The sequence below is a fragment of the Enterococcus nangangensis genome (genome assembly GCF_005405245.1).
GTDB classification, from domain to species: Bacteria; Bacillota; Bacilli; order Lactobacillales; family Enterococcaceae; genus Enterococcus_J; species Enterococcus_J nangangensis.
In genome coordinates this window covers 29027-41896 of sequence record NZ_BJDR01000004.1, presented here as the reverse complement: position 1 = coordinate 41896, position 12870 = coordinate 29027, and the positions used below count along the sequence as shown (strand labels likewise).

At 35.5% G+C, this 12870-nt stretch carries 15 protein-coding genes and 1 pseudogene; 11 read left to right on the top strand and 5 right to left on the bottom strand.

What is annotated here, in order from left to right:
- Window positions 1–7: 7 nt before the first annotated feature.
- Entirely contained in the window at window positions 8–1234 is a 1227-nt protein-coding gene (istA, locus tag FFM57_RS02455) for an IS21 family transposase (RefSeq protein WP_137598935.1), read from the bottom strand.
- Window positions 1235–1411: 177 nt separating this feature from the next.
- On the opposite strand from istA, the gene FFM57_RS02450 reads away from it, so the two are divergent.
- Together FFM57_RS02450 and FFM57_RS02445 are read left to right on the top strand one after the other, a co-directional pair.
- Window positions 1412–2383, top strand: coding sequence for a helix-turn-helix domain-containing protein (locus FFM57_RS02450; protein WP_048603199.1), 972 nt, complete (start codon window positions 1412–1414; stop codon window positions 2381–2383).
- Window positions 2384–2403: 20 nt separating this feature from the next.
- Window positions 2404–2751 carry a TIGR04076 family protein gene (locus FFM57_RS02445; RefSeq protein WP_048603200.1) on the top strand — a complete coding sequence of 116 codons (348 nt, stop codon included), beginning with the start codon at window positions 2404–2406 and terminating at the stop codon, window positions 2749–2751.
- A 351-nt stretch (window positions 2752–3102) separates the two neighbouring features.
- Here the strand turns inward: FFM57_RS02445 and FFM57_RS02440 are convergent.
- Window positions 3103–4259, bottom strand: a protein-coding gene (locus FFM57_RS02440) for an IS3 family transposase (RefSeq protein ID WP_246023360.1) whose coding sequence is annotated in 2 segments (ribosomal slippage) — window positions 3103–4001 and window positions 4001–4259 — 1158 coding nt in all. Because the reading frame shifts where the segments join, the coding sequence is not laid out codon by codon here.
- 117 nt (window positions 4260–4376) lie between these two features.
- On the opposite strand from FFM57_RS02440, the gene FFM57_RS09900 reads away from it, so the two are divergent.
- Together FFM57_RS09900 and FFM57_RS02430 are read left to right on the top strand one after the other, a co-directional pair.
- Window positions 4377–5066 (top strand): hypothetical protein, encoded by a 690-nt coding sequence (locus tag FFM57_RS09900; RefSeq protein WP_212741476.1) that lies wholly within the window; start codon window positions 4377–4379, stop codon window positions 5064–5066.
- Between the two features lie 133 nt (window positions 5067–5199).
- A complete protein-coding gene (locus tag FFM57_RS02430; protein ID WP_048603201.1) occupies window positions 5200–5412 on the top strand; it encodes a hypothetical protein in 213 nt (70 codons plus the stop codon).
- Window positions 5413–5986: 574 nt separating this feature from the next.
- Here FFM57_RS02430 and FFM57_RS09935 read toward each other — a convergent pair.
- The gene (locus FFM57_RS09935; protein WP_246023358.1) at window positions 5987–6793 is read right to left on the bottom strand and encodes a hypothetical protein; all 807 of its coding nucleotides are present in this window, start codon (window positions 6791–6793) and stop codon (window positions 5987–5989) included.
- Window positions 6794–7047: 254 nt separating this feature from the next.
- Between FFM57_RS09935 and FFM57_RS02420 the strand changes: the two genes are divergently transcribed.
- The 7 genes and pseudogenes from FFM57_RS02420 to FFM57_RS02390 all read left to right on the top strand — a co-directional run bounded on the left by FFM57_RS02420 (window position 7048) and on the right by FFM57_RS02390 (window position 12161).
- Window positions 7048–7551 carry a GNAT family N-acetyltransferase gene (locus tag FFM57_RS02420; protein ID WP_137598989.1) on the top strand — a complete coding sequence of 168 codons (504 nt, stop codon included), beginning with the start codon at window positions 7048–7050 and terminating at the stop codon, window positions 7549–7551.
- A 258-nt stretch (window positions 7552–7809) separates the two neighbouring features.
- Window positions 7810–8154 carry an ArsR/SmtB family transcription factor gene (locus FFM57_RS02415; protein ID WP_137598934.1) on the top strand — a complete coding sequence of 115 codons (345 nt, stop codon included), beginning with the start codon at window positions 7810–7812 and terminating at the stop codon, window positions 8152–8154.
- 2 nt (window positions 8155–8156) lie between these two features.
- The gene (locus tag FFM57_RS02410) at window positions 8157–8684 is read left to right on the top strand and encodes a nitroreductase family protein (protein ID WP_137598933.1); all 528 of its coding nucleotides are present in this window, start codon (window positions 8157–8159) and stop codon (window positions 8682–8684) included.
- A 205-nt stretch (window positions 8685–8889) separates the two neighbouring features.
- A complete protein-coding gene (locus FFM57_RS02405) occupies window positions 8890–9435 on the top strand; it encodes an EFR1 family ferrodoxin (protein ID WP_137598932.1) in 546 nt (181 codons plus the stop codon).
- A 429-nt stretch (window positions 9436–9864) separates the two neighbouring features.
- Complete coding sequence (locus FFM57_RS02400) at window positions 9865–10881, top strand: DNA-binding protein (RefSeq protein ID WP_137598931.1); 1017 nt, start codon at window positions 9865–9867, stop codon at window positions 10879–10881.
- A 2-nt stretch (window positions 10882–10883) separates the two neighbouring features.
- Entirely contained in the window at window positions 10884–11348 is a 465-nt protein-coding gene (locus tag FFM57_RS02395; protein WP_137598930.1) for a type II toxin-antitoxin system death-on-curing family toxin, read from the top strand.
- Between the two features lie 209 nt (window positions 11349–11557).
- A pseudogene (locus tag FFM57_RS02390) lies at window positions 11558–12161 on the top strand (GNAT family N-acetyltransferase).
- Between the two features lie 56 nt (window positions 12162–12217).
- Here the strand turns inward: FFM57_RS02390 and FFM57_RS02385 are convergent.
- Together FFM57_RS02385 and FFM57_RS02380 are read right to left on the bottom strand one after the other, a co-directional pair.
- Window positions 12218–12538 (bottom strand): P-II family nitrogen regulator, encoded by a 321-nt coding sequence (locus tag FFM57_RS02385; RefSeq protein ID WP_137598929.1) that lies wholly within the window; start codon window positions 12536–12538, stop codon window positions 12218–12220.
- Between the two features lie 17 nt (window positions 12539–12555).
- Complete coding sequence (locus FFM57_RS02380) at window positions 12556–12870, bottom strand: P-II family nitrogen regulator (RefSeq protein WP_137598928.1); 315 nt, start codon at window positions 12868–12870, stop codon at window positions 12556–12558.

Sequence of the window (12870 nt, the reverse complement as noted above, 5' to 3'; positions counted from 1 at the left end):
AGCCTCCTTATAATTCATCGTAAGCATCTAAATTTTCTTCTACAAAGCGCTCCAACTCTTCGTCTTCTAAGTATTTGAAGACATCAGATCGAAGAATCTCAAGAGAGTCATCACGTTGATAATTTAAGGTTTTTTTGCTTAATGGGTGCGAGCGAATACATTGATGGCCATACCAAATGAATAGACTGTCCTTACGGACATCTAAAGTTACCTCTTTACCAATATATTTCACGGGAACAGAATACTTTGAGTTTTGATATTGGACCATGGATTCAATGGAAACTTTTCTAATTACGTGTTGGGTTCTAGAAATATATCTGACTAATTCTAAACGATTGAAAGGACGCAACACCGATTGTTCATCTATAAGAAGCTTAGAGGGATGATTATTCACTGCTTGAGAACGTTCATTATTTAAGTCATTCATAAACTCATAGACGATTCGTTTTAGCTCCTGCTCATTTTCAAACTCGTAGTTAAAGACCATTAAGCGGTTAACAGTACGAGCTAAAGCTTCAACTTTGCCTTTGGTTTGTGGACGAAAAGGGCGACAAGCAATCGGATTGAATCCAGCATCTTTAGCAAATTGACGAAATTTTTCGTTAAAAACGGTTTGACTAAATTGGCTTTTACTTCTGTCAACAACTGTTTTCATATTGTCAAACCAAATTTCTTGAGGAATACCATTCCCGCAGTACTCAAACGCATTGACCAAACAATTGAAGACATTCGCTTGGGTTCGATCAAAGGTTACCTCTAAGTATTTCATGCAAGAATAGCCTAGAATATATAGAAAAAGATTGAAGTAAAAGACTTCACCATGTTTACTCACCATCTTAATATTTTCTTTCCAATCGACTTGAGCAGAAAGACCTGGCGTCGTTTCAATTCGAATGGTTGCTTTTTTTACACGCTTTTCTCGATAGTTCCGACAATATCGTTTGACGGTGGTATAGCCACCTTGATATCCTTTTTTCTTAATAAAATAATAAATTGAAGAAGCGGAACAGCTTAACTCCATTTTATCTTTAATAATTTCTTCAAAACCGCTTAATAAAAGGGGAGCAGAAGATTGTCTCTTTTTGATCTGTTCTACTTCCCCTTTAGTTCCAGCTTCATAGTAACGCTTGACTGTTCGGTAATCACAATTATATTGCTTGGCCATGGCTGCATAGTTAGGTTGAATATCGTTCATAATGTGTCGTAAGACTCCTTCTAAGACATCTTTTCGCATGAGTCACTCTCCTTGAATGTTTCATGAAAAAGAATATCAGATTTTAAATCTAACCTACATTTTCGATGGCCCTTTTCCTACATTTTATCATGGCCCTTTACAAAATTAACAAATAAAGTCAAGTATTAAAGTTCTTTTCTTAGTATAATGAAAAGTATTAGAAAGAGGTGATGATGAGTGTATGAGTGGGAAAAATCATTTCAAATGATTATTAATGAGATTGATAAATCTATTTCAAATTATAGCAATGAATCTTTAACACTTCGATTTCTTTCCAAAAAATTAGGGTATTCTGAATTTTACACAACCAAAAAGTTTAAAGAGATTCTAGGGATGACATTTCGGGACTATCTTAGACAGAGAAAATTAGCTTTTGCTTTTAAGGAAGTTAGAGATAACAATAAATCTATTATAGAAATTGCTTTTGACTATGGTTTTTCGTCGCATGAAGCTTTTACTAGGGCTTTTAAATCAACTTTTGGAATAACTCCTAGCGATTATCGAAAAGACCCCATACCTATTGTACTTCGAACAAAGCTAACGCCATATGATCGTTATTTCTTAGGCTTAGAGGAAATTGGTAAAATTAAAAAATCAGATAACGTAAAGACTTATTTTGTTACAATTTCCGCACATAAATTTTTATACATTGAAAATAAAGAAAGTAATGGGTATTGGGATTTTTGGGATAAGCAAAAAGATATTAAAGGACAAGATTATGAAACTATTTGTGGATTGTTAGATAGTGTAAAGGGAAAGCTCGACGATTATAGTGGTGAAGAAGCAAATAGTGGAAGTGGACAACTCATGGCTTATATCAGTAATCCTGAGGGACGGTTGTGTGATTGGGGATTTTCTAGAACAGAGTGTTATGGTGCTCGACTCCCTTCTAATTATCAAAAGGCTATCCCTTCACAAATGAAATTAATGGATATTCCTGAATCAGAATATTTAGTCTTTGAACATGGCGAATTTGATTATGAACAAGAAAATAGAAGTGTTGAAGAAAAAATGGAAATAGCTATGGAGACATTTGATTTTAATGAAACAGGCTATACTTATGACACTTCTGTCGGACGAATTATGTATTTTTACTTTGACCCGAGTAAATACTGGAAATATATTCGTCCCGTAAAAAAAATAAAATGAGATTTCTAAAGGAGATAATAATGAAAAAATGGTACGAAGAAGAATATGAATTTAACATTGAAGTGACTGGATTTTTAAGAGGAAATCAAACGGAACGATATTGTAGAAATGGAGAAGAAATTGGAGATACCTATTCTTGCACATATGGATGTCCTGTTAATCAAGATGGCTATGGTATCTGTTCTAAAATGATGATGATTATGTTTCCAACTATGGAAGCTGTTAGAAGTGGCGGGAATTTAATAAATATTGGCGGTCAAGATGAGTTCTCTAAAGACCTTGTATGCCCTGATGGTTGTGTTATGTTTAAACTGACCGTTAAAAAACTAGGTAATGAAAATTTTTATACAGGTGATTTCTTTGATTGATATTCCATTATTAAATTTTTCAACTTATAAAAAAAATAGTTCTAAGTGAAATTTAGAATAAGCAAGGAGAAGGTATGAAGTGGATTTGAGTCAATACCTCGGACACGATTTGTGAGAATTTTTTCGAGATTCCAGCGGGTGAGTATCTCATCGTTTCGACCAGCCGTCAAACCAAAACCGTTTGACCGCTGATCGAAGCGATGAAGTTGAAGCCCTGTGGAAATCTCGCCAAAAAAATGTAGGTGGTAGCTAGGAACTAAGCTTGCAATGCCATCTTGCATGTCGCAAATAGTAACTGTGTGTTTCTCTCTGGATAACTGTCAATAAAGTAGACACAAAAAGAGAAGGTACTTAGCGAGAATCAAAATATCTATCCTCCATTTCATTTGGTGTAAGCATATCTAGGGTGTCATGAGGGCGCTGCGTGTTGTAGAATCCCTTGATATATTCAAAGCAAGCCAGTTGGACTTCTTGAAGAGAAGAAAAGGTTCTCCTGTTGAGTTCCTCTTTCTTCATATATTTGGAGAAAGCTTCTGTTACGGCGTTATCCCAAGGATATCCAGGTTTCGATAAGGATTGAACAATAGAATGATTTTCTAAAAACTTCCTGAATTCAAATGAAGTGTACTGGGAACCTTGATCTGTGTGAAAAAGAACAGAAGCCTGAGGATTTCTGACTTGGATTGCTTTTTCTATTGTTGTAATAGCTAAAGCTGTGTCAATTTTTTTGCTGACAGACCAAGCAATGATTTTCCTAGAAAATAAATCTAAAATTACACAAAGATAAACAAATGATTTATTTCCAATAGGAATATAAGAAAAATCACTCGTCCATACTTGATTTGGTGCAGGAGGGTTAAATGCTTGCTTCAAATGATTTGGGCGTTTCAAAGAAGTCTGACCTTCGGTCGGTTTAAAGGCAGGTTTCACTGTAGACATTTTAGGTAAGTGCATAGTGCTCATTAGGCGATAAACTCGGCCAATGCTGATAGAAATGCCATAGTCACGTAGAAGCATACGTCGTACTTTTGCAGGACCTACTCGTTTTTGAGAAGTTGTATAGATTTCTAAGATTGTCTTTCTCAACTGTTGATTTTCTGCTGTTCTGGGGGAAATCTTTCCAGAAAAACGTTTGTAGTAAGTCGAGCGATTAACCTTAAGAACCCTGCAAAGCGTAACAATAGAGTGTTCGTGATGTAACATACGAATTGCATTTAGTCGTTCGTTGAGTGTGGCGTGAATATGGCAATCGCTTTTTTTAAGATTAAGTTTTCCTCTTCTAGCTGAAGATTTCGTTTCTGTAATTGCTTGATCTGTCGAGCCGTGAGGATCGTATCATCATCAATTTTAACTTCAGAATATTGCTTCACCCAACGAGCTACAGAGGACAGGGCGATTCCATATTCATTAGCTAATGCGTTTTGTGATTTGCCGCCTTCATAAAGTTTTACGATTGATTTTTTGAACTCTTCGTCAAATTTTCGTGGAGATTTACGCTTGTCTACCATAATCAAAATTCCTTTCTCAAAAGATGTCTAAATAATTAATAGTATAGCAAAAAAGGTGTCTACTTTATTAGGATACATGCATTTCTAGAAGCCTTTAAAGATTATTCGGATCGTTATGTGATAATTGGTAGTACTGCTACATCACTTGTTTTACATCAAAACGGATTGAACAGTCGTTCAACAAAAGATTATGACTTAGTGATTATCGAAGAAAAGAAAGATCGGTTGTTTTATCAGGCATTTGTTGACTTTATTCATGTAGGTGGGTACACACCAAATAAAATGGATGAAAAGGGAAAACTATATCGCTCTAAAACAGATAATCCAGATTATCCAGCAATTATAGAGCTATTTTGTGTAACACCAAATTGGTTTAGTAGTACATTAAGAACAGCCCCAGTACATTTTGATGAGGATACGAGTTTATCTGCGTTATTACTGGATGAAGACTATTATGATCTTCTCGTAAAAGGAAAAATTATTGTAGATGGCTATTCAGTGCTGGACAGTAAATATCTTATTGTGTTTAAAGCAAAAGCCTGGTTGGATTTAACTAAAAAACGTGAACAGGGAACCATGCGCGTGGATAGTAGAAACATCAAGAAGCATTTAAACGATATAGCAAGACTATTAGGTTCTTTGAAAAATCTCGATCCGTTGTCCGTTAATGAACATGTACAAGAAGACATGCTGGAGTTCTTAGATGAATTACAGACACGAATAAATGAAATTCCTCAAAATGAGGATATTCCTTTTGATAAAACGCAGACATACGAGATGCTAACAGTATTGCTGCAATCTAAATAATAATTCCATCCCTCAAAGGATCTGTTATGGTTTTAATGATTTTAAACTATTATGTAATCAAAAAGGAGTAGTTTAATACAGAAAAAATGTGTCAGTATTTTATTAGTAAGCAACCCATAAGGAGTCGTAGGGTATGACTGATGACGAACATAATGTAAGATACACCACGAAAATTGAGCGGCAAAAACTTCGAGATACTGCTTTGGCATACTCAGCATTAGATGCAGTAATGCCTTCCGAAGAGACGATGAAATTAGTAGAAGAATATGTAGATGGAAATATTGAAATTGTTGAGATTTTAAAAATAGTCATTGAGAAATATCACTCGTCTGAGTTAGAAAGCTGATGAGATATAATGTTGTTTAAGGCGGCTGTAGAGAATTAATCTTGAATATTTCTAGGTATGATATGTCAAACATAAATAATTATTAGTTCGTTATTTATGTTGAGTAGTCGTGTTCTGGTTTGCGTATTTTTTTGATGTACGTTGTGCTGTACGAGTTGCTTGAAATCAGTTGAAACTGATTGATGTAAAGACTTTTAAAAATTTATAAAACCCTTGAAATTAAACAATAAACAATCTGTTTGCGTTCTTTATAAGCGAAACCAGGTCTTAAAAAAGCTCGTAAAGCTTCACAATTCTAAAAACGTTAATCTTTCGATTCCGTTTTTTTAGAAATGAATAGTTTATGGCTCTATATCAAATCAATTTGATATAGAGCCATCTTTGTGTAGAAGAATAAATAGATCTTTTCGTAGAAATCGAGGTCTATTCATTCTGTGCAAAAATATATAGTGTGATTTTTCGAAGTCGGTGATCAGTGTACTTTGAACTCCATTAATCTAGTTCCTTGAGATGTCTCCTTATGATAGAAGCTTATAGTTGCAAAGAAAATTATATGTTTGATGATAGTATTTAGTTAGTTGAATATATGTGAGTAGTAATTCAAAATAGGAACATCATTTTTTATTAGAAAATTACCAAGATCTTCTTCAAAAGTAGAGGCTCTATTTTTATCTATCGATGTGTAATCCTCAGGCACCTTAATAACCCAAGCTAATTTATAATAACTGGGCAAATCATCTGCAAAGTCATTTCCAAACTTTGTTCGCAATATAATATTTGCAGTTCCAGCTAAACCGGTTAGATTTAATTCCATAAACAAATCTCCATAACTATTTTTTGCATCTGTAAAAGACGATTTTCCAACAACAGCAACCATTCCATCGTTTCTGTGGACAACATAGACATATTCAGTTTCTTTTTCTTTATTTATAGTTTCGGCTGCGTTTATGGCTATTTTAAAAGCTTCTATATAATCATCTAAGGTCATGTTGATTGAGGAAAAATTCATGTTGACGTAAAGAATGTTATCATCTGTTAACTTATACTTATCAAATTTTTTTATTAATTCATAAACGGCTAGACAATGTATGGAAGAATAATCTGGATCCTTAAGTGGACGTAAAAACTTATCGACTTTAAAGATATTTTTATTTGGATTATTTGTTTCAGCTTCTTTTGCTTTTTTATTGAACCATTTTTTTATTTTGGTAATTCCAGAATCTTTTTCTAAGTAAGGACTTTGAAATAATTCAGCATTTGATAGAAACAGCTCTTCCTGCCTTTGGGCCATTATTCCTCGTAATTCCCAATCGCTTTTATCCGCTACAACCTTGATTTTCATAATTTCACTAATTACAATTTCTTCGTCTTCATTATTCATTATGTCACCTTTTTCTTTTAAATTTAAATTAAACTTCTTCTCTTAGCTACTATACTACTCTAAATTGCATATAAGGATATCTAAATTTTATTGGGATTCATTATTTGAGAGCGTTAGCAAAAAATATTTTGCTCGTCTCAGAGTGACGTTTGTATTAAATTCAATAAAAGACAGTAAGATATACTTATCCCAACTTAATTGCGTATAATAAAAGAAACACGAGAATCGAGGAAGAAAAATTGGAAAAAGACGACATGGGTGGAATTAATTTTAGAAAAATGAAGCAAGAAGATATTTGTAAGCTAGCAGAGATGTTTGTAAATCAAGGCTGGGATGCTAGAGAAGATGTCTTAAAAAAATACTGGGAGGAACAAGTTTTAGGAGCTAGAATAGTGTTGGTAGCAGAGATTCCAACAGAGCTAGCCGGATATGTAACCTTAATAAAAGTAGCGTCTCATGGACCGTTTGCTAATCTATATCCAGAAGTCGCAGATTTTAACGTCTTTAAAAAATACCAAAAGTTGGGCATTGGAAATAAACTATTGGAAAACATCGAACAGAAAGCAAAAAACTTTTCCAACATTATTACCTTAGGTGTCGGGATGCATTCAGGATATGGAGCGGCGCAAAGAATGTACGTTAAAAGAGGTTACATACCGGATGGAACTGGTTTATGGTTTAACAACAAAAATTTAGCTGAGGATGAACCGTGTTTGAATAATGATGATTTAGTGATTTATTTATCCAAAAGTATTTGATACTCAACGTAATAGATAAGTATTCAGCCTTTCGCTATTTCAGATACCTTCTCCTTGTGAGTGGGTGTCTTTTTTATTTTTTGCACTACGGTTAAGTTTTCTACCCAAATTTCTTGTAAGCGTCTTCTTGACAACGCGAAATAAAATTTGTACACTAAATACGTAGTTCGTTGGTTTAAACGATTAAACGAACAAACTTGAAAATAAAAATATGTATGAAAAAAACAGCTACTTAAATCATTAAGAAAGGAGTTCGCCATGGCAGAAAAGTACGAGAACACGATTCAAGCAATTGAAAAAGGATTTATTGCCTGTCAGCCGATTCTTACAGCGATTGGCGATGAAGTGCGGCAATCGATTTTACTGACTATGATGAATAACGGCACGTGTGAAAAAGGCATGCGGGTGGTGGAGATTACAGCTTGTACAAATTTATCCCGACCAGCTGTTTCCCACCATCTTAAAATTATGAAAGACGCCGGTGTTGTCCACATGCGCAAGGAAGGGACCATGACATTTTATACGTTAAACCTAAGTGTCTATGAGCCTTTGAAGCAGCTTTTTTTAGATATTGATTCTATTAATTGTGATAAAGGAGAGTAATTATGGATTTATTTGATGCCATCAGTCAACGGAAAGCTTGTCGAGAGTATCTTGATGAGCCCTTCAGTGCAAGTGAATTAGCAGAAGTTGAAACAACGATTAAAAATTTTGAGCCACTTTTTCCCAATGTTTCCCTAGATTATCGTTTTGCCACTAAAACAAAAGGAATTTTTCAGGTAAAAGCGCCTCAGTACTTAATTATTAGTGGTAGTGGTCAAGAAGGGGAGCAAGAAAATGCTGGTTTTATTGGGGAGCAGTTTATCTTGTGGTTAAATACACGAGGTCTAGGGGCTACTTGGCTAGGTGCTTCTAAAGATGCCAGTGAAAATCGCAAGAAAAAAGACCTGATTGTGATTGCTTTTGGCAAGGTGGAAGGATCTCCCCATCGTCAACTTTCCGAATTTAAACGAAAGGAGCTTGCTGAAATAACTAATGCACCAGAAGATAAGGGGATTCAAGCCATGCACCTAGCGCCTTCTGGTATAAATTTACAACCTTGGTATTTTGAAAAAAAGTGGATAAAATCTTGATTTATCGGCAAATCCTTAAGCCACCAGTATCCCTTTTATATAAATTAACTAGAATAGATATCGGTATTGCTCTTTGCCATTATGCGTTGGCTTGTCAACATTATGGCGCACCTTTCAACTTTCAAGTGGGAGGAAATGCAGAAAAAAGAAAAGGGTACAACTATTACGGGTATGTAAATATTATAGAGTAAGAAGGTCAAGGCCAATGATATTTTATTTTACAGGAACAGGGAACTCTCTTTATTTAGCAAAAAAATTAGGGGAGTTAACTGGCGATGAAGTATTTTCCATTGCTGAAATTATGGCAGGGAAGCCCATGCCAGCTTGTGAGGGCGTTGTGGGTTTAGTTTTCCCAACGTATGCTTGGGCGCCTCCTGAAATTGTACTGGATTTTGTGGAAAAACATTTAGTGGAGGATGCCAAGGATATTTATTTTTATGCGATAGCCAGCTGTGCAGGAAGTGTTGGTAATTTGATGCACTATCTTGAAAAAGCAGCAGGACGCTCATTAGATGCAGCATTTTCCGTCAAATCAGGAATTGTCGCCCCCATTTTTCATAAATATGCCAGTTCAACGAAACCTTTTTATGCAGAAGATACGTGCATCACCTGTGGTGAATGTGAGTGGATTTGTCCAATGCGGAATATTAAAGTCGATAAAAAACCGGTGTGGGGCAACAACTGCTCCATGTGTGCCCGCAAAAAGCTATTCAACGAGGCAAAGGGACAAAAAGTAAAGGTCGCTACATGAATCCCAATGTGCGAATAAAATATAATTTTTAAAGGTTTCTTTTCAGACACTTTCTTTTAGTGAGGGGGTGTCTTTTTTGTTTGTTGTGGTTAGTTGCCAGGCTTGTAAAACTTGTGTAAAAAGTAATGCACCATTTATAATCATTAAAGGTAAAGTTCTAGTTAGAATGCTTACAAATTTTTTAAAATAAATTCTCCTAGAAGCGGGGAGAGACTAATAATAGTCCCAAAGGTATGCTATTCTTGAAGGAGAAAAAGTAACAGATATTGGTACCAATACCAGAAAAGTTCGATTAGAGGAATGAAACAGCAATGGTGTGAGAACTACTTTCTTATTTCAACTTAACTGACCGACATTTTTGTCGGCCAGTTAAGTTGAAACGTTGATATATCAAGGGATTTAGTGTCTTAAAAATAGGAGGGAAGCAGAGTGAATAAGGATTTAACAGAGTCATACTTGGATAGACAAAATATTTTAAATAATAAGTTAGCAATTAAGGAAGCAGAAGATGTTTATAAATTAAACGGCTTATTATTTGAAGGCGTTCAAGTTTATTCAAATGCGCAGATTGCAGAATTCTTCGAAGTAGATTTAAGAACTATAGAAAGAATTATAGAGTCTGATCGAAAAGAATTAGAGAAAAATGGACTTATGGTTTTAACCGGTAAGAAATTAGCTCAGTTTAAAGACGCTGTATCAAAAGAACCAAAAGCTGATATAGCGATTGGTGCAAACACTCGGAGTTTTTCCGTGTCTACATTTAGGACGATATTAAATTTTTCCATGCTCATTAAAAGTAGTGAAAAAGCTCGATTAGTGAGGTCAAGAATTCTTGATATTGTTTTAGACGTTCTTACAAAAAAAACAGATGGAAAGGTTAAATATATTAACCAAAGAGATGCATCATACTTAGATAGAGCTTTTGCCGAGGAGTCGGAGAGAAAAAAGTTTACACAAGCATTGAATTTATATGTCGATATGAATCAGTACAAATATGCCTTTTTTACTGATGAAATATACAGATCTATTTTTAGAGAAAATACTAAGGAATACAGAAATATTTTATCTCTTGCTAAAAGGGACAATGCTCGTGCAACTATGTATAGTGAGGTTCTATTGCTTATAGCAAGCTATGAAGCCGGTATAGCCTATGAAATTGAAAAGGAAAGTAGTTCTTTAGGTAGAATGCTGACTAGACAAGAAACACTTGAAATTGTCGATAATTTTGCTAATCATCCAGCGCAGAAGCCTCTTATTGAAGATGTGCGGCTGAAAATGGCCAGTAGGGATCATGGCTTTAGGAATGCTTATCATGAAAAGATGGCTGAATACATTCGGCCAATATCTGAAAATGATTATGAGAAATTTTTGGGAGATCAAAGTAAAGCGTTAGAAGAGCAAATTGAAGAACATCGTGCTGTCTTTGAAAGGTTAAGGGATAAATAATTATGGTTGAATACAGATACTTTGATGTTCAGCATGCTATAGAAACCCATGATATGATTTTAAAGAAAACAGGTGGATTACCGGGTGTAAAAGAAAAAGGATTGCTCGAAAGCTCCTTGTTTCACCTGCAAAATGATCTATACTATCCAACTTTTGAAGAAAAATTATTACAGCTAGTCTTTTCTATTGCACAAAACCATGTGTTTTTAGACGGCAACAAAAGAACTTCCATCTCTTTAGGTGCATATTTTCTTTTAATAAATGGGTACCCTAGTTGGATAGTCGGAGATTTTATTGAAAAAATGGAAGACTTAGTGTTATTACTAGTAGAAAAAATATTAACTAAAGAAGAATGCGGTGAGTATATTGCATTAATTATTAGCGAAAATCCTCTTCCTGAATTGCTTCAGCTAAAACTTGTCAACGCTCTAAGTGAACTAAGAATGCGAGAAGAAAAACGTCAATAAATTAGCATGCTGGCTATAATTTGCAAGGATAACCGGACGATAGAGTGTCAAAAGTATGGCATAAAGGAAAACTGGACTGCTCTTCTACAATCAGCCAACTTACCAAGTTATGTTAATGACTCTATGCAACGCAGTCAAACTTTGTGAGTAAGAAAGCATTGCTTCTATACAATATACAATTGAAAAGTACTTACGAGAGGAGTTTTGTAATGATGACATTTTTTTTGCAGTTGTATAAAAACCGCCAACTTGAAACATCCCGCTTGATTTTGCGTCCCGTGGCACTTGCTGATGCGCAAGATATGTATGAGTATGCTAGTGATGAGGAAACGACACGTTTTGTTTTTGATAGACACCAAAGTTTAGCTGAAACCGAATCATTAATCGCGCAAATTTTTTTAGCGAAACCTTTAGGCAGTTATGCTATTGTCCTGAAAGAAAATAACAAAATGATTGGCACGATTGATTTTCATCATTTAGACGAAAAAACGGCTAGCGCAGAAATTGGCTACACGTTAAATAAAAAATATTGGCGTCGCGGCTACATGACAGAGGCGTGTCGGGCGTTGCTTAAAGTTGGTTTTGAAGAGCTTGGTCTTAATCGAATCTGCGCGCGGCATGATCTGGATAATCCAGCTTCTGGCATGGTGATGCAAAAAAAGTGGTCTGAAGAAAAATGCTGTGGTTCCTTATGCACGGCAAGATCGTAAGGATTCTCAGCGACTAGTCACAGATGTTTTCTACCAGTTGACGAAAGAAGAATACTTCGCAGCGCTAAAGGATCAGATACGAATAGTAAATTCAAATAAATAAATCCAAAAACGAGTGAACCTTTCATCGTAACGTGATGAAAGGTTCACTCGTTTGTTTTACAAATTCAAATCAATCCCCACGATGTCTTCCACCGGAATGGAGTAGGCGATGCAGTGGGCGGGGGTGTCGATGCCCACTTGTTCTTGAATGGCTTGCATGACTTTGATGCTGGTTGCAGCATCCGTCAAGCAGAGGATGATTTCTTTTTCAGAATCGATGGTGATGCCTAAAAATAATTCGTGGCGGCGTCCTTCGCCCCGGGCGTTAATGATGGTGGCGCCACCTGCGCCGGCTTTTCTGGCCACCTTGACGACTTCATCGGCAAAGCCAGCGCGGGTAATAATATGGACGGCACGTTTTTCCATAGATGGGTTCATATATTTTCTCCTTTAGGTCAAAAGATAACCTGGTCGACTTTAGCAGTAAAGGCGATGCCGGTATTAGGTTGATCAAAATGAAAATCTTGCCGCAAGGCTTGAAAAATCTCGGCTTTTTGATTTTTTTTAATCAGGCAGTTCATCATAATTTTTTCTTCTTCGGGAATTAACCCGATTAGTTCTTCTAAAAAGTTAGCGTTAACCGTACCAGTGGCATAATTAGCCGTCAAAATGTGGACGTTATAGCGCGTCAATAGCGACAAGAGGCGATCTTTTTTGCGTCGGCTGGTAATAATGGTTAAACGTAAAATTTCCACGACTTTTTTTTCCAT

Excerpts from the sequence above, each read along its gene's own strand:
- FFM57_RS02445 (WP_048603200.1), top strand. The coding sequence starts at position 2,404 with ATGAAAAAATGGTACGAAGAAGAATATGAATTTAACATTGAAGTGACT.
- FFM57_RS02395 (WP_137598930.1), top strand. The coding sequence starts at position 10,884 with ATGGTTGAATACAGATACTTTGATGTTCAGCATGCTATAGAAACCCAT.
- FFM57_RS02420 (WP_137598989.1), top strand. The coding sequence starts at position 7,048 with ATGGGTGGAATTAATTTTAGAAAAATGAAGCAAGAAGATATTTGTAAG.
- FFM57_RS02380 (WP_137598928.1), bottom strand. The coding sequence starts at position 12,870 with ATGGAAAAAAAAGTCGTGGAAATTTTACGTTTAACCATTATTACCAGC.
- FFM57_RS02415 (WP_137598934.1), top strand. The coding sequence starts at position 7,810 with ATGGCAGAAAAGTACGAGAACACGATTCAAGCAATTGAAAAAGGATTT.
- FFM57_RS02405 (WP_137598932.1), top strand. The coding sequence starts at position 8,890 with ATGATATTTTATTTTACAGGAACAGGGAACTCTCTTTATTTAGCAAAA.
- FFM57_RS02385 (WP_137598929.1), bottom strand. The coding sequence starts at position 12,538 with ATGAACCCATCTATGGAAAAACGTGCCGTCCATATTATTACCCGCGCT.
- istA (WP_137598935.1), bottom strand. The coding sequence starts at position 1,234 with ATGCGAAAAGATGTCTTAGAAGGAGTCTTACGACACATTATGAACGAT.
- FFM57_RS02410 (WP_137598933.1), top strand. The coding sequence starts at position 8,157 with ATGGATTTATTTGATGCCATCAGTCAACGGAAAGCTTGTCGAGAGTAT.
- FFM57_RS02430 (WP_048603201.1), top strand. The coding sequence starts at position 5,200 with ATGACTGATGACGAACATAATGTAAGATACACCACGAAAATTGAGCGG.
- FFM57_RS09935 (WP_246023358.1), bottom strand. The coding sequence starts at position 6,793 with ATGAATAATGAAGACGAAGAAATTGTAATTAGTGAAATTATGAAAATC.